Origin of the sequence: Chitinibacter bivalviorum, assembly GCF_013403565.1 — a bacterium.
Classification (GTDB): domain Bacteria; phylum Pseudomonadota; class Gammaproteobacteria; order Burkholderiales; family Chitinibacteraceae; genus Chitinibacter; species Chitinibacter bivalviorum.
This window is the reverse complement of sequence record NZ_CP058627.1, coordinates 1321311-1336526: the sequence shown is the minus strand read 5'-3', so window position 1 is coordinate 1336526 and position 15216 is coordinate 1321311. Positions and strand designations below refer to the sequence as shown.

Below are 15216 nucleotides of genomic sequence, written 5' to 3'. Positions count from 1 at the left end.
CGTACTATGGCGCGATGACCGCACTGTTTACGCGCGTGAACCAATCGGCATTGATTCGCCCATCGACCAAACCGATCCGCGTATCCGCCGCGGTGGCAAATTGAATATCATGGGTCACTGCGATCACCGTTTTGCCCATATCGTGCGCGAGATTTTTCAAGATTTCGCGCACATTGACGGCCGAAGCTGAATCTAGATTTCCCGTTGGCTCATCGGCGAGGATGATTTTTGGATCGTTGGCCAAGGCGCGGGCAATCGCGACACGCTGGCGTTGGCCTCCTGAGAGTTGATGCGGGTACTTATGCATTTGCGCCAGCATGCCTAATTTATCGAGCAAGCTTTTTGCTCGCTCCAACATCGCAGCAGCATTGAGCTGGCCTAATTTCCTCATTGGCAATGTGACATTATCGAGCACGGTAAATTCGGCTAATAAAAAGTGAAACTGAAATACATAGCCTAAATAACGCAGCCTATGCTCGGCCAGTTGGTCTTCGTTAAAGTGGCTGGTATCAATGCCATCAAGCCAGATCTGGCCGCGATTGGGAATGTCGAGCAGCCCAAGCAAGTACAGCAAAGATGATTTGCCTGAACCTGATGGCCCCATAATGCAGACAAATTCACCGGCTGCAATATCTAGCGATACATTGTCGACGAGACGAACTGGGATTTCCCCCGCAATTTCACGAAATAGATTGTCGGCCCGCAGCATGCTGCTTTGCTTTTCAGTCATGTTGCACCCCGCAAGACTTCCACAGGATGCAGCCGGCTAGCGCGTTTGGCCGGCAAGTAGGAGGCTGCTAGGCATGAGGTCAGGGCAAAGCCACTGGCAATGATAAATTGCTCGATTCCCCACCAGATGGGCAGGTGACTGATCTGGCTGGCACCTGGCGGCTTGATCTCAACGAGACTTAAGCCTTGCATCAAAGCCGCGCCTAGGGCTAATCCCAGAATGCTGCCAATAATCCCAATAATGAGGCCTTCCAGTAGAAAAATAGTCAGAACATCGCGCGCATGAAAACCCATCGATTTTAAGATCGCAATATCATGGGTTTTTTCGATGACAAAAGTTGAGATGGTGTTATAGATGCCAAAAGACGCAACCACCAAAATCGCGGCCACCACGCTGAACATAATCAAATTACGAATCACCAGTAGGCTCAGAATATCTTCGGAGGCTTCCAGCCAAGACACGGCTTTATAGCCAAACTGGGCTTCCAATTGCTGCGCTAAATCGCGTGCTTGGTAGGGATCGGCCAATTGCAAAATAAAACGATTCACCCGCTGTGGTCGCTCTAGCAGGGCTTGCGCCTGTTTCAAGAGCACAAAGGTTTGTCCTTCATCATAATTGGCATTACCAGAACGAAAAATGCCGACGACCCGTAGCGTGTGGTTGGCATCTGTACCTGCGGCAACGCTGACCGTACTTCCTAGGCGCAGGCTGAATTTTTGCGCCAAATTGGCACCAATAATAATGCCGCCCGGTTCGATGTCGAGTGCAGCCAGGTCTCCGGCGATAAATTTATCCTCTAAAAATGACACTTCGCGCATCAGGGCGGGGATAACCCCTGATAGCGTAACGCCTTGCTGGCGACCAGCAAATTGCAGCACGGCTGAGCCTAGCAAGACTGGCGCGACTTTGACGCCCGCAATGGCCTGCATATAGGCCAATTTTTGCTGGTAGCTGCGGATACCTCGCGATTCATTGAGCGGTTTCACGTGTCGAATGGTGACTGCGGCGTCTGGCCAGCGCAGCTGAGCCGCTTGCTCGCTCGGGTTTCGGTTTTCATCGGAGATCGTAATGTGGGGGCTACTATCGACCAGACGTTTAATGAAATCTTTTTCCGAGCCTTGCATCAGTGCTGAAACGGCCAGAAAAAATGCCACGCCCAAAATCACACCGCCCAACGAAACCAGCGTCGCCCGCAGGCGACTCGTCAGGTGGGTACGGGCGATTGACAGCAGTAGGCGCATTAGGGCGTGCTCGCGGCTGCTAGGGGTTTTTCTTTGGGTATAGCCTCAGAGGTGATATTGGCTGATCTATCTAGGTATATACCCTTGGGTATTGGCCAAATCAGTTGGGTTTTATCTTCAATGCCACTGAGTACCTCACTCTGGCTATTACCAATAATGCCCAGTTTCACGGGGTTTTGTTTGACCTTGCCTTGCTCAAGGACCCACACCTTGCCATCTTGAATGATCTGGCTAGGGATCAATAAGGCATGGCTTTTTTGCTGGCTAATTAAATTGGCTTCTACTGTCATGCCGACGCGCAAATCAGCGGGTTTTGCGAGTGCAATCCGAACCCGATAACTGCGCGATACGGGATCGCCCTTGGGCGTCATGGCTTCGACATGGCCATCAAGAACCTGATTGGGAAAAGCGGGTGCATGGAGCAGCACTTGCTGACCGATTTTAACTTTGGGGATGTCCTCTTCATCGACTTCGGCGCTCACACGCAGCGGCGCACAACAGGACATCGACATCAGCACTTGACCTGCCGCCACAAACTGCCCGACCTCGGCGTCTCGCCGTAAAATAACGCCATCGGCGGGGGCTGTCAGTGTCGTGAAGCCTTGTAGGGCTTTGGCGCGACGTAGTGCGGCTTGCGTCGCATTGGCTTCTGCATTCACGCGATCCATTTCGGCGCCGGAATAAAACCCCTGCGCCACTAATGAGGCGGTGCGAGCTTGTTGTTGTTTGGCATATTGAGCGCGTGCAGCCTGCTCATCAACGGTGCGTACGACATCGAGCGCCTCAAGTTGAGCGAGCACTTGGCCTTTGCGTACCGTTTGCCCTTCGCTCACATTGAGCGCAGTCAGGTGGCCGCCGACACGAGGGGCGATCGGCAGTAAGACGCTCGGCTCGACCAAACCTGTCGCATAAATGGCTTCAATGGCGTCGCCACGCTTGGGTAAAATGGTATGAACTTCAAGTGGCGCATAGCGATACCACGCGGCATAGCCGCCCAGTGCTGCGCCTACAAGACCCAATACCAACCATTTAACTTGCATTGCTAGCCTTTAAATCGGTGCTTTATCTCAAGCGATGAACTGGCCGTGGCAGAGCCACCCAATCAGGTTTAATTGTGGCTGATTTTATCGAGCAAGCTAGGTTTTCTTTTTCGAGGTTTGATGTAAAACAGGGCCATTTGGCATCAGGGTTGCGCTGTGATGGCTAGTTTCAGATGGCGTTGATTGAGATGGCAAAGGATAAAGTCTTGAAGTAATTGATGGGCCTGCTCGAGGGCAAGATGTGCGGATGCACTCAGTGCATCGCCTAGCTCGTAGGTATAGCCATGAAGACTAATTATATAGCATAGCTTAGGGGTATTCCCCAGTAGGGTATCGCAATGCCACAACACATGGGCAGGCGTGCTGGCATGACTGAGCCATGTGGGTGGCTGGCAAGGCTCGATGATTTGCCAGCAACAGGGCTCGGTGATGGTATTGCTGGCATCGGCAAAAATAATCAGTTCCCGGCCAGTAATATCATAGGCGTGCTCAGGGCTCAGTTGAAAATCAAACAGTACGTCGATCTCGGTATGGAGCTGCTGCGAGCTAATCCATGCACTGAACATATCGGCCAGTAGTGGCCCCAAAGCATCATCGCCGCGAGCTGGGTTGCCGTAGGCAAAAAATAATATCGGCGCCATGGCTAGATGAATTGCTCAATGCGGCCATCATCATGACGCGCCAATTGGCTACTGATACGACCATCGGCTTCGATTGCCTCAATAATCAATGGCATTTGCCCCAAGGCGTGGGTGGCGCACGATAGGCAAGGGTCATACGCGCGTATCGCAACTTCGATGCGGTTGAGTAAACCTTCGGTAACGGCTCGCCCGTCAAAATATTCTGCCGCCACCGCGCGCACCGAATCATTCATGCCACGATTATTGTGCGTGGTGGAGACGATCAGGTTGGCAAAGCTAATGTTCTCATCGTCATCGATTTTGTAATGATGCAATAGCGTGCCGCGCGGCGCTTCAATCACGCCAACGCCTTCGCGCACGGGATCGATGTGTTTAAGTTGCTCATCTGAATAGACCAATTCGGTACCGAGAATCTCGGCGTCAAGCAGTAAGTAACGAATCACTTCGGCACACATGATGGTATCGATCATCCGCGCCCAATGCTGCGCCAAAGTCGCTTGCACCGGTTTGCCTTGCCCAAAGTCTGCGAATTCTTGACGCGCGGCTTCTGCTCGCTCGCTGGGCATTCGATCGGCGTTGTTAATTCGTGCCAATGGCCCAACGCGGTAATAACCGGCTTCGTGACCAAAAGGGGCCAGATACGGAAATTTCATATACGACCAAGGTTTGACCTCTTCGCGGATCAAATCGAGATAGCGCGCAGGGTCAAATCCATCGACGATGATTTTTCCGCAGGCGTCTTTGACGCGCAGCACGCCATCGTAAATCTCACAATCTCCAGTGGCGGTCACGAGCGACAGAAAAGCCGACTCGGTCGCGCCAAAAGTGAGGTGCTCAGGCTGATGGGCTAAAAATAAATCGCGCGCCAGCTCATTACTGGCGACACACCAGTCGATAATTTGATCAATGCCTTGCAGCATTTCGTCGCGCTCGGCGAGCGTGAGTGGTTTTAAAAAACCACCGGGGATTGATCCCGTGCCGTGCACGCGTTTCCCCGTCAGAATGCGGATGACTTCTTGGCCGTATTTACGGATGCGAATCCCGCGTAAACCCAATTCACGCTGATCCATGATTACGCCCACGACATTGCGGTGGGCGACTGCATCATCAAAGCCGAAAAGTAAATCCGGTGAGGCCAGGTGGAAAAAATGCAGCGCATTCGATTGCAACACTTGCGCGTGATGCAGCAAGCGCCGGAGTTTCTCTGCCGTTGGCGTGATCGTCAGTGCGCCAAGGATAAATGGGTCGCACGCTTTCGAGGCCGCTAGTAAATGGCTGATCGGGCAAATGCCGCATAGCCTTTGCACCAAGGTCGGTACTTCGCGAAAAGGTCGGCCCTGAATAAATCGCTCAAAACCGCGAAATTCAACAATATGCAGCCGAGCCTGCTGCACGCGCCGATTTTCATCGAGTAGTAGCGTGACCTTGCCGTGACCTTCCACCCGCGAAATGGGTTCGATCACCATGCGACTAAGTCCATCGGTATTGCTGGCGTTTTCTAGGTGTTCGTACATGTCGGCAACCTCAATCAAAACGCCGTAGCGCGTAATCTAAATCGGGCTCACGCCCCGCTAGCAGGGCGGTGAGTAATTCCCAAAACGCATCGGCAGGGGGCGGACAGCCTGGTAGCACATGATCGATACGAACCACTTCGTGCAAGGGATAAACTCGATCGAGCAAAAGCGGTAGCTCGGGGTCATTGGGCACTTGCGGTGCTTCGATGCCTGCGCCTTGTAAATAGGCTTCGGCAAAACATTCTTGCAATGGGATGCGATTGCGCAGCGCGGGTACGCCGCCCGTTAAGGCGCAAGCGCCAACGGCGACTAAAATGCGGCAGCGCGAGCGAAATTCGCGCAGCGTGTGGACGTTTTCGGCATTACAAACGCCGCCCTCGATCAGGCCGATATCCACCCCGGCTGCATCGACAATTTTAATGTCGGTCAGCGGGCTACGATCGAATTCAATCAGCTCGACCAGATCGGCAATCCGCTCATCCAGATCTAAAAACGACATATGGCAGCCAAAGCAGCCCGCCAAAGAACACGTCGCGACACGGATTTTGCTCATTTGCTTTCTCCGCGCTGCGCTGCATTGGGATGTAGATGCCCCACGGCGCTGATGTCTTGATGATCGTAAAGGCGCTCGCCAATCGGGATTGGATAGCCTTCACGCTTAGGTATTAATGCCCCTGTTGGGCAAATATGCGCGGCAAAATCATGAATGCTGAAATCCGTGTCCCCCAGCAGGCCAGATTCACTATTTATCACCAAATTCGTGCTGGTGCTGCGGCCGGCGAGGCCAAAAATGGACTTTTTATCGGTTTCGCGACTGGCGCGCACGCAAAGTTCGCATTGAATACAGCGATCTCGATCGAGCAACATCTCGGGGTGGGAGGCATCGATCTGACGCAAAGAGAAAAAATGCGGGAAGTGAGAGTCCTGCATGCCGACGTGATAAGCCAGAGCCTGCAATTGGCAGTTGCCACTTTTTTCACAAAATGGGCAGTAATGATTGCCTTCGATAAACAGCATCTGTACTACGCGCCGACGCATCAGATTGAGCTCATCCGTATCGTTTTCGACCTGCATACCGGGTTGGACTGGCAAGGTGCAAGCAGTGCCAAAATGACCGTTGATTTTGACGGTACACAGCTTGCAACTGCCGCGCGGGCGATATTCAGGGTGGTAGCATAGGTGCGGGATATAGGCGCCAGCCTGTGATGCGGCTTCCATAATGGTTTGGCCCGGTTCAAAGCGGATATTTTCGCCATCAAGTACAAAGGTAAAGTCATTGCCATTCATGATGTCGGCCCTCTGGATGGCGATTGATCCGAGCTCGTATTGATTAAGCAGCCATTCTCATCACAGATTTGCCCCAGATGAGCTTGAGCGTCGTTGCGCTGGCTGAGTTGGCGCGCAGTGACTAGCGCGCCATCGAGATCAAAACCGGGGACAAAATCGAGCGAGGTGAGACGCGCCTCATAGATTGGTCGCATTCGTTTCAAGGTATCGAGCAGGGGATTGGCCGCCGTTTGCCCTAGTCCGCAATGACTCATGGTTTTGATGCAGTTGGCGGTTTCAGCGATGTCACTCAATTCGCGTGTGGTGGCACTGCCGCTGACTATCTTGTCGATGGATTGCTTAAGGAGTTGCGTGCCAATGCGGCAGGGCGAGCAAAAGCCGCAGGATTCTCCAGCAAAAAAGTGCGTGAAGTTTTGTACCACGCGCAACATATCGCGGCTTTGGTTAAACACCATGAATGAGCCACCCGTTGATAAGTCTTCAAAGCTGATACTGCGCGAAAACTCAATGGGTGTAATGCAAGTACCCGAAGGCCCACCTACTTGCACTGCCTGGGTATTGCTCGCTCCGCTAGCATCGAGGATCGTCTGGACTGATACCCCAAATGGGTATTCATAAATACCGGGGCGTGCTACATCGCCGCTAACAGATAGCAGTTTGGTGCCAGGCGAATGGCGGGTCCCGCTTTCCAGAAACCAGCTAGCGCCATGTATCGCAATCAGCGCTGTTTTGACATAGGTCTCGACGTTATTGCAAATACTGGGTTGATTGAGATAACCGTGTGTTGCGGTATAAGGTGGCCGCGTGCGCGGCACGGCGCGTTTGCCTTCTAATGATTCGATCAGCGCGCTTTCCTCACCTGCTACATATGCGCCAGCACCCAAATGAATGTCGATGTCAAAATCAAAATCCTGCCCCAAAATGCCCTTGCCCAGTAGCCGCTCGGCGCGGCGGCGCGCGAGGGTGGCGACTAGATGCGGATATAAAAAAGCATATTCGGCGCGTAAATACAAAAAGCCTTGTTGCGCGCCGATGACGTAGGCGCCCAAAGTCATGCCTTCAAACACCGCGTCGGCAAATCGAGTCAACAGCGTGCGGTCTTTAAACGTACCGGGTTCGCCTTCATCCGCATTGCAAATCACATAATGCGCTTTGCCCGGCGCATCGCGACTGACCCGCCATTTGAGCGCGGTACGAAAACCTGCGCCACCGCGCCCGCGCAGCCCTGATAAATCGACTTGTTTCAAGAAACGCTCTGGGCCCATGGCCAGTGCCGCCTGCAATGCGCGACCCGGCTCGATGCGACTGGCTAACACGGGGCCGGCGACGCGCAATGATTCTTCCACCTGAAACCAATTCGATGGCCAGCTATCGAGCGGCTGATCGGCGTTAATCTTTTGAGCGATGGCCTTGGCCAGCTCGGTGTTTAAGCGGGTAATTGGGCGGCCATTGATGAGCAGGGCAGGGCCTTGATCGCACAGGCCGGTACACGAGGTGTAATCTACAAAAACACGGCCATCGGTGCGCGGCTTGCTGCGCTCAACGGCAAGCTCGGTAAGTAGCGTTTGCATGATGGCTTCATTGCCCAGCATGCGATCGGTGATGTTGTCCGAGACATAAATGCGGTATTTACCAAGGCGCGCAGTCGATAAAAAATGATAAAACTCGACCACGCCATGCACTTGGGTGAGGGGTACATTCAGGGCTTTGGCGATGTAATCCCGCAATGCCGCAGGAATGCCGCCATATTCATGTTGTATGGCGATCAGGATTTGTACTAGCTGGAGCGGATTGCGTTGATGTGCATCGAGCAGGGTGTTGATGCGCTGATAATTGATAGCCGCTTGCATAGATGTATCCACTTGGCGTAAGCCAGAGTCAATACTTTGTTTTAGTTGGCCGCTGGCTGGATAGGAAGCGGCAACGGCGCTCAAGCAGATGCACGGCTAGGCTTTAGAAAGAGGTGCAGGTAAAGGGAATGTGCAAAATTGGCTTGGTGACGCGACTAATCAATCGAGCACGTTTGAGAATGTGTCAGGCAATAAAAAACCCCTTTGGCTGCAAAGGGGTTTTAAACGGGGTGTTTTTTATAGTTGCTCAAGATAATCAAGCGATTTTTCGGCTCTTTCCGCTGCAAGGTCTGCCAAAGCGTTGCGGATCTGGCGTTTGGTTTCAAATTGTTTTCGATACGTGCCCATCACTGCAATTTCCATATTGCGTTGTGCTTCTTCCAGCGAGCGGCGTTGACGAGAGGTTTTGAACGTAGACGGCAGAGACATGGTGATTCCTCATAAAGGTTAAACCAGTAATTCTTGGCTTTGTAGCCCCGAGTACAGCCCAGCAAGCATGTCAATTATGTATGTCAATTTGAAGACAAGACACCATTTTTTATCGAATATTGAATCTATGCAACAGATGTCGCGAAAGCTTTCGGTCAGTGTGGTGCGGTGCACCAATTCGGTGCTTGTTGCTTGAGTTTTTTACGCAAATAAAAAAGCCTGTGTAGCGATTAAATCTACACAGGCTTTGTGGGTATATTGCTGTAGGGCTTATCTAGCAAAGTTTTATGCTGTATACCCGCTAAATATTAGCGCAAGCTTTCCAAGTAACGATCAGCATCGAGTGCTGCTTGGCAACCGCTGGCGGCAGAAGTCACTGCTTGACGGTAGATGTGATCTTGCACGTCACCTGCGGCAAACACGCCAGCAATGCTGGTGGCGGTGGCGTTGCCATTACGGCCGCCTTGCGTGATCAGGTAGCCTGTTTGATCCATATCGAGCTGGCCTTTGAAAATATCGGTGTTGGGTTTGTGGCCAATCGCGATAAAGACGCCATCTACAGTAATGTCTTTAGTCGCTTCGCCACCAAATTGTTTCAAACGCGCGCCGGTCACGCCGCTGGCGTCGCCCAAAACTTCATCCAGTGTTTGGTTGAGTTCGAGGGTGATTTTGCCTTCGGCTACTTTTTCCATCAGATGATCGATCAGGATTTTTTCTGAGCGGAAAGTGTCACGGCGGTGAATCAAGGTCACGTGGCTGGCGATATTGGCCAGATACAGCGCTTCTTCAACGGCGGTATTACCACCGCCCACGACCGCAACGGGTTTGCCGCGATAGAAGAAACCATCACAAGTGGCACAAGCTGATACGCCACGACCCGCAAATGCTTCTTCGGATGGCAGACCCAAGTATTGGGCTGAGGCGCCTGTCGCAATAATCAAAGCATCGCAAGTGTATTCGCCCGAATCACCGACCAAACGGATTGGTTTTTCGTTCAGGTGCGTGGTGTGAATATGATCAAAGATCATTTCAGTGCCGAAACGCTCGGCGTGCTTTTGGAAACGGCTCATCAACTCAGGGCCCATGACACCGTCTGCATCAGCAGGCCAGTTGTCGACGTCAGTTGTCGTCATCAATTGGCCGCCTTGCGCGATCCCTGTGATTAATACAGGTTTCAAATTCGCGCGCGCTGCATAAACTGCCGCAGTGTAACCTGCAGGGCCAGAGCCGAGAATCAGCAAACGATGGTGTTGAGTCGCCATGGTGGGGTCCTTTTATTGTGAGTAAACGTAATGCTCAAATTTGCTACAAAGGCAAGAATGCCGCTAGTTTAAGGCTTTGTGCGGTGACGTTCTATTCGTTTGTTGCTATCGTGGCGATAGTTGCTATCGCAATATCGGCACTTGGCCGATTTATTCTGATTAGATGGGTGGGCTTTTCGATTTGAAAAGATGGTTTCAAACATATTTACACGCTTTTTCGGGTTTTGCGCGTGCGCCAGTGCGCCGTGTTTACCTCAAGCAAGTGTATTTCACCGCGAATGAAGCCGCTTGGCTGATGTTTTTTATCGGCTTTGCGCTGGGTGGCATTGTCGTTACCCAATTGCACGATCAATACGGCCAAAGTCGAGATAATGCAATGCGCTTGTTGGCTTCTTTGACGTTTGGCGAGTTGGCCCCCTTATTGACGGTGTTGATTGTGATGGCGCGCTCGGCGTCCGCCATTGCGATTGAAATGGCTTCAATGCGAGTAACCGGTGAAGTGCGCGAATTGGAGCGGATGAATATTTCGATTGTGAGTTATCTGGTCTTGCCGCGCGTGTTGGGTATGATGAGTTCTGCTGTTTTGCTGACTGCGTGTATGGCGCTCGGCGCGATGTTAGGTGGGGTGATATTTATTGCGGGCTGGGATGCGAGTTATCAAGTTTTGGCGATTGAACGCGTGTTGCGCATGAATGATGTGCTGCTGTGTTTGGCAAAAGCGGCCAGTTTTGGTCTGGCGGGCGGTATTTTGGCGTGTCATTCCGGGCTTAATGTGCAATTGAGCGCCACTGAGATACCCAAATCAGCTTCGCGCGCGGTGATGCGTGGTTTGTTTGCACTGTTTGCGCTCGATTTAATCTGGGCAATTGTAAGGTAAGCGCGTGAAATCTCTGTTTCCTCATGCCAGTCGTTGGCAATTTTCCCCTGATCCGTGTTCAGCGGCAGGACGCTATGCTTTGCTGATCGATGATGAAGATCTCAGCAAGGCGGTAATCGATGAGTTAGCGCAGCGGATTCATGCGCAGGCCGATGGCGCTTTGGGTATTTTGGAAGCCAAGCCGGTGTTTATTAGTAATTTGCGGGTTTGGGAAAACATCGTCTTGCCCTCGTGGTATCACTCGGGCGAGTCGCTGGCTGATCTGGATTTGCGCTTGCAGGATTTTTTGCGTCCATTTGAGTTTGACCAAGCTTTATTTAGTCATAATTTGACGCTTTTACCGGCCCAACTGGATATCACCCATCGCCGGGTAGCAGCACTATTGCGTGCCTTATTGCAACATCCTAAGTATTTAATCCTCGATGAGGAGTGGTTGGTTTGGTTGCAGCAATCCAGAGTGAGGCAGTCTTTGTTGTCACAGGTATTCGATTATTATACTGGCTTGGAGTATGTCATTGTGTTGTGCTCTGAACATGCCCCCGAGGGCTATACTCCAGTTAAACTATTCACAGAAGTGCAAGGCGAAATCGCATCGTTATGAAGCAGCATCAATTTCTCAAAGACATCGACCCGCGTTTTCAGTTATTAGGCTGGCGGGTTGGATTGTTTGCCAGCGTGATCGGGCTGATTATTGTGATCTTGGTCTTGGTTTTGGCCGAGCGGCAAGGGCTATTTAATAGTAAAACGCGCGTGCATTTCATCGCCGAAAGCGGCGCTGGGCTGGTGCCGGGTATGCAAGTGCGTTTGTCTGGCTTTCGTATTGGTGTTGTCGATGAAGTGGCGCTTGATGGCCCCGGCATGGTGGATGTCGATTTATTAATTGAACAGCAATATATGAAGTGGGTGAAGAGCGATTCCATCGCCATCTTGCAGCAGGAAGGCGTCATTGGCGACCATTTTATCGAGATTTCTGGCGGCACTAAAACTGGTAAAGAATTGGCCGAAGGCGGTACTTTGTCTTTTGTCCCCGCCATGGGTTTAGCTGACATTGCCGTGGATTTACGCAATCGCACGGTGCCAATTTTTGACTCAATCCAGCAAACATTGGATTACCTGAACGATCCAAAAGGGGATATCCGCCAAACGCTGACCAATGTGCAGCAATTGACCGCCGAAGTGAGGCAGACACGCGAGAAGGTTGATCAAGTGCTATTGCGTGCCGATGGTTTGTTGGATCAGGAAGGGCGCGCTACTTTGGCGAGTGCTGATAAATTGCTCAATCGAGCGGATGTCATTGCCAGTGAAGTGGCAAAACAACTGCCGCATTTATTCGCGGGGGCCGCTTCGACGATGGTGAGTGTGCAGGCTTTGAGCAATGATGCCAGCGCCGCGATGCATATGACTCGCAAAACGGTCGAGAAATCAGCGCCCTATATTCCCGGTTTGATTCGTGATAGCGATGCTTTGATTCAACGTGGCGATCAAACGCTCGAGGGGCTGCAACAAACTTGGCCATTGAGTCGCGCCTTTAGCACGCCTGCTTTGCTTGCCCCCACCGCGGAGAGTCGATGATGAATGATATAAACCGCCACATCGGCAAGCAAATGTGCGTTGCAATTGTTGTCGCTGCCTTGGTGGGCTGTGTTAGCCCTGCTAAACAGCCAATACCCCCTTTGCGTATAGATGTGCAATCAACACATAGCAAAGCATTGCAGGCAATACATCGCAATGATCTGGATAATGCGCAACTGCTGTGGCGTCAGACTCTGCAACTCTATCAGGCGCTTGATGATTGGAATGGGCAGGGGATGGCTCGCCTCGGGCTAGCTCAGACGGAGCGGCGGCTGGGTGATGTGAACGCGGCGAAAGAGGTTTTGTTACCGATGCAGAACGAGCCGCTGTTTGGCGCAACTGCGCAGGCACAAGCTCTGTTTCAACTGGCGCAATTGTCTTTGCCAGACACCCATCAAGCTAAGGATTATCTAAATCAGTCGGTTGCGATTTGCCCCACTGAATGCAGCTTGATTTGGGCACAGAAAAATCTCAATGCACGCATTGCGGCGGTCGAGCAAAACTGGGGGCTGGTGCAACAACTGGCTCAGTCCGTGATTGCTAGCGCACCTGAGAGTGAAGCGGCCGAGCGCGCTCACGCTTATCGCCTCAGCGCGCAAAGTTTGCTAGCGCAAAATCAAGCTGTCGCGGCGCAAACTCAGCTGGAGCAGGGGCTGCTACTAGATCGGCAGCTCGCCCGGCCAGATTGGCTGCTGGAAGATTATCGATTGTTGCTGCTCATCGCGCAGCAACAACAAAATGCGGCATTAATCAGTAGCACCGAAAAGCGGATCGCCAGCTTGTGCGCCGCTATGGCGTGCAAGTAATGTGTTTAGTATGGAGAAAGTCGGCGCGTTTTACTTGAATTGCAGTCACTTGTGCGGTTATAATCGCCGACTAGCTGTACAAACGGTTTGTGCAGTAATTTTCCCGTCCGTATCTCAAGGGTGCTTAAATTGATTTTAAGTTCCTACGGGCGGAAGACCTTAACCCCTGAGACTTTGGAGAAATCAATGTCTGTTAGCATGCGCGATATGCTGGAAGCCGGTGTTCACTTCGGCCACCAAACCCGTTACTGGAACCCGAAAATGGGCAAATACATTTTCGGCGCTCGCAACAAGATTCACATTATCAACCTCGAAAAAACATTGCCAATGTTTGAAGATGCACTGAAATTCGTGCGTCAATTGTCTGCAAACAAAGGTAACGTACTGTTCGTGGGTACTAAACGCGCTGCTCGCGAAATCATCGCTGAAGAAGCTGCTCGTGCAAATTCACCATACGTTGATCACCGCTGGTTGGGTGGTATGTTGACTAACTACAAAACAGTTAAGCAATCGATCAAACGCATGAACGACATGAAAGCTGTGTTGGAAAATGCAGAAGGCACTGGCTACGGCAAGAAAGAATTGCTGGACATGAAACGCAATGTTGAAAAACTTGAGCGTTCATTGGGCGGTATCAATGAGATGGGCGGCTTGCCAGATGCGATTTTCGTTATCGACACTGGTTACCAAGCTGGTACGATCGTTGAAGCTAAAAAGCTCGGTATCCCTGTAATCGGTGTTGTTGATACTAACAACAACCCAGAAGGTATCGATTACGTAATTCCAGGTAACGATGACTCATCACGTGCGATTCGTTTGTACGCTCGTGCATTTGCTGATGCCGTTCTGGAAGGTCGTAACCAAGCGACTCAAGCTTTGGTTGCTGCAGTTAGCGAAGCTGCTGCTGAGTAATTCTAGCGACAAGCGAAAACATCAAAAAGGGGCGTTTCGCCCCTTTTTTGTAACATTGACCTAATAAACTGAAGTCCTTATTCAGGAGAAATTCATGGCTGCGATTACTGCAAAAATGGTTGGCGAACTGCGCGAACTGACTGGCCTTGGCATGATGGAGTGCAAAAAAGCACTGGTTGAAGCTGATGGCGATATCAAAAAAGCTGAAGAAGTTTTGCGCATCAAGTCTGGTAACAAAGCATCTAAAATGGCAGGTCGTACTGCTGCTGAAGGTACTGTTGTTGCTTACATTTCTGATGACAAAAAAGTAGGCGCGATCATCGAAGTAAACTGTGAAACAGACTTCGTTGGTAAAGATGAAAACTTCGTTGCCTTCGCTAAAGCATGTGCTAAAGCGGTTGCAACTGCTAACCCAGCTGATGTTGCTGCATTGGGCGCGGTTAAAACTGATTCTGGCGAAACAGTTGAAGAAGCTCGCAACGCGATTATCGCTAAGTTGGGCGAGAACATGACTTTGCGTCGTTTCGTACGTTACGAAACTGCGGGTCAATTGGCTGCTTACCTGCACGGCGCGAAAATCGGTGTATTGGTTGACGTGACTGGCGGCGACGAGCAATTGGGCCGTGATTTGGCAATGCACATTGCTGCAAGCAAACCAAAAGCACTGGATGCTTCAGGTGTTGATGCTGAGTTGGTTGAAACTGAGCGTCGCGTTGCAATCGAACGTGCTAAAGAATCTGGCAAACCAGCAGAAATGTTGGAAAAAATTGCTGATGGTACCGTTGCTAAATTCCTGAAAGAAGTGACTTTGTTGAACCAAGTGTTCATTAAAGCGGAAGACGGCAAGCAAACTATCGAGCAATTGGTTAAAGCTAATGGCGCAACTGTTACTGCATTCACAATGTTCACCGTGGGTGAAGGCATTGAGAAGAAAGTGGTTGATTACGCCGCTGAAGTTGCTGCAGCAGCACAACTTTAAGTCTATAAATTAGACTGAATTAACGCCGCGCAGATTGATTGTAAACGCCGCGCCACCAAGCGCGGCGTTTCTACGA

Annotated in this window: 16 protein-coding genes; 6 read left to right on the top strand and 10 right to left on the bottom strand. The window is 51.4% G+C overall.

Going from position 1 to position 15216, the window contains the following annotated elements; genetic code table 11:
• Positions 1-4 precede the first annotated feature (4 nt).
• The 10 genes from HQ393_RS06320 to trxB form a co-directional block, all read right to left on the bottom strand.
• Positions 5-730 carry an ABC transporter ATP-binding protein gene (locus HQ393_RS06320; RefSeq protein WP_179357986.1) on the bottom strand — a complete coding sequence of 242 codons (726 nt, stop codon included), beginning with the start codon at positions 728-730 and terminating at the stop codon, positions 5-7.
• Complete coding sequence (locus HQ393_RS06315) at positions 727-1971, bottom strand: ABC transporter permease (protein WP_179357985.1); 1245 nt, start codon at positions 1969-1971, stop codon at positions 727-729. Before HQ393_RS06315 ends, HQ393_RS06320 begins: the two co-directional genes overlap by 4 nt.
• A complete protein-coding gene (locus HQ393_RS06310) occupies positions 1971-3011 on the bottom strand; it encodes an efflux RND transporter periplasmic adaptor subunit (RefSeq protein ID WP_179357984.1) in 1041 nt (346 codons plus the stop codon). The genes HQ393_RS06315 and HQ393_RS06310 overlap by 1 nt, the downstream gene beginning before the upstream one ends.
• A gap of 143 nt (positions 3012-3154) precedes the next feature.
• Complete coding sequence (locus tag HQ393_RS06305; RefSeq protein WP_179357983.1) at positions 3155-3652, bottom strand: hydrogenase maturation protease; 498 nt, start codon at positions 3650-3652, stop codon at positions 3155-3157.
• Between the two features lie 2 nt (positions 3653-3654).
• Positions 3655-5166 (bottom strand): Ni/Fe hydrogenase subunit alpha, encoded by a 1512-nt coding sequence (locus tag HQ393_RS06300; protein WP_179357982.1) that lies wholly within the window; start codon positions 5164-5166, stop codon positions 3655-3657.
• Between the two features lie 10 nt (positions 5167-5176).
• Complete coding sequence (locus HQ393_RS06295) at positions 5177-5719, bottom strand: NADH-quinone oxidoreductase subunit B family protein (protein WP_179357981.1); 543 nt, start codon at positions 5717-5719, stop codon at positions 5177-5179.
• Positions 5716-6453: a 2Fe-2S iron-sulfur cluster-binding protein gene (locus HQ393_RS06290; RefSeq protein WP_179357980.1), complete on the bottom strand. Its 738-nt coding sequence runs from the start codon at positions 6451-6453 to the stop codon at positions 5716-5718. Before HQ393_RS06290 ends, HQ393_RS06295 begins: the two co-directional genes overlap by 4 nt.
• The gene (locus tag HQ393_RS06285; RefSeq protein WP_179357979.1) at positions 6450-8303 is read right to left on the bottom strand and encodes an NAD(P)H-dependent oxidoreductase subunit E; all 1854 of its coding nucleotides are present in this window, start codon (positions 8301-8303) and stop codon (positions 6450-6452) included. Before HQ393_RS06285 ends, HQ393_RS06290 begins: the two co-directional genes overlap by 4 nt.
• A 237-nt stretch (positions 8304-8540) precedes the next feature.
• Entirely contained in the window at positions 8541-8732 is a 192-nt protein-coding gene (locus HQ393_RS06280) for a hypothetical protein (protein ID WP_179357978.1), read from the bottom strand.
• A gap of 308 nt (positions 8733-9040) precedes the next feature.
• Complete coding sequence (trxB, locus tag HQ393_RS06275) at positions 9041-9994, bottom strand: thioredoxin-disulfide reductase (RefSeq protein WP_179357977.1); 954 nt, start codon at positions 9992-9994, stop codon at positions 9041-9043.
• Between the two features lie 181 nt (positions 9995-10175).
• Between trxB and HQ393_RS06270 the strand changes: the two genes are divergently transcribed.
• The 6 genes from HQ393_RS06270 (at position 10176) to tsf (ending at position 15140) form a co-directional block, all read left to right on the top strand.
• Positions 10176-10871 carry an ABC transporter permease gene (locus HQ393_RS06270; RefSeq protein WP_179357976.1) on the top strand — a complete coding sequence of 232 codons (696 nt, stop codon included), beginning with the start codon at positions 10176-10178 and terminating at the stop codon, positions 10869-10871.
• Between the two features lie 4 nt (positions 10872-10875).
• Entirely contained in the window at positions 10876-11472 is a 597-nt protein-coding gene (locus tag HQ393_RS06265; RefSeq protein WP_179357975.1) for a P-loop NTPase family protein, read from the top strand.
• Positions 11469-12443, top strand: coding sequence for an MlaD family protein (locus tag HQ393_RS06260; protein WP_179357974.1), 975 nt, complete (start codon positions 11469-11471; stop codon positions 12441-12443). Before HQ393_RS06265 ends, HQ393_RS06260 begins: the two co-directional genes overlap by 4 nt.
• Positions 12440-13249 carry a tetratricopeptide repeat protein gene (locus HQ393_RS06255; protein ID WP_179357973.1) on the top strand — a complete coding sequence of 270 codons (810 nt, stop codon included), beginning with the start codon at positions 12440-12442 and terminating at the stop codon, positions 13247-13249. The genes HQ393_RS06260 and HQ393_RS06255 overlap by 4 nt, the downstream gene beginning before the upstream one ends.
• A gap of 186 nt (positions 13250-13435) precedes the next feature.
• On the top strand, positions 13436-14161 hold the full coding sequence (gene rpsB / locus HQ393_RS06250; protein WP_179357972.1) for a 30S ribosomal protein S2: 726 nt from the start codon (positions 13436-13438) through the stop codon (positions 14159-14161).
• 94 nt (positions 14162-14255) lie between these two features.
• Positions 14256-15140 carry a translation elongation factor Ts gene (tsf, locus tag HQ393_RS06245; RefSeq protein WP_179357971.1) on the top strand — a complete coding sequence of 295 codons (885 nt, stop codon included), beginning with the start codon at positions 14256-14258 and terminating at the stop codon, positions 15138-15140.
• The last annotated feature ends 76 nt before the right edge of the window (positions 15141-15216 follow it).

Coding starts and splice junctions, on each gene's coding strand:
- HQ393_RS06285 (WP_179357979.1), bottom strand. CDS start 8,303: ATGCAAGCGGCTATCAATTATCAGCGCATCAACACCCTGCTCGATGCA.
- trxB (WP_179357977.1), bottom strand. CDS start 9,994: ATGGCGACTCAACACCATCGTTTGCTGATTCTCGGCTCTGGCCCTGCA.
- HQ393_RS06300 (WP_179357982.1), bottom strand. CDS start 5,166: ATGTACGAACACCTAGAAAACGCCAGCAATACCGATGGACTTAGTCGC.
- HQ393_RS06310 (WP_179357984.1), bottom strand. CDS start 3,011: ATGCAAGTTAAATGGTTGGTATTGGGTCTTGTAGGCGCAGCACTGGGC.
- HQ393_RS06260 (WP_179357974.1), top strand. CDS start 11,469: ATGAAGCAGCATCAATTTCTCAAAGACATCGACCCGCGTTTTCAGTTA.
- HQ393_RS06290 (WP_179357980.1), bottom strand. CDS start 6,453: ATGAATGGCAATGACTTTACCTTTGTACTTGATGGCGAAAATATCCGC.
- HQ393_RS06280 (WP_179357978.1), bottom strand. CDS start 8,732: ATGTCTCTGCCGTCTACGTTCAAAACCTCTCGTCAACGCCGCTCGCTG.
- HQ393_RS06295 (WP_179357981.1), bottom strand. CDS start 5,719: ATGAGCAAAATCCGTGTCGCGACGTGTTCTTTGGCGGGCTGCTTTGGC.
- HQ393_RS06255 (WP_179357973.1), top strand. CDS start 12,440: ATGATGAATGATATAAACCGCCACATCGGCAAGCAAATGTGCGTTGCA.
- HQ393_RS06305 (WP_179357983.1), bottom strand. CDS start 3,652: ATGGCGCCGATATTATTTTTTGCCTACGGCAACCCAGCTCGCGGCGAT.
- HQ393_RS06315 (WP_179357985.1), bottom strand. CDS start 1,971: ATGCGCCTACTGCTGTCAATCGCCCGTACCCACCTGACGAGTCGCCTG.
- tsf (WP_179357971.1), top strand. CDS start 14,256: ATGGCTGCGATTACTGCAAAAATGGTTGGCGAACTGCGCGAACTGACT.
- rpsB (WP_179357972.1), top strand. CDS start 13,436: ATGTCTGTTAGCATGCGCGATATGCTGGAAGCCGGTGTTCACTTCGGC.
- HQ393_RS06320 (WP_179357986.1), bottom strand. CDS start 730: ATGACTGAAAAGCAAAGCAGCATGCTGCGGGCCGACAATCTATTTCGT.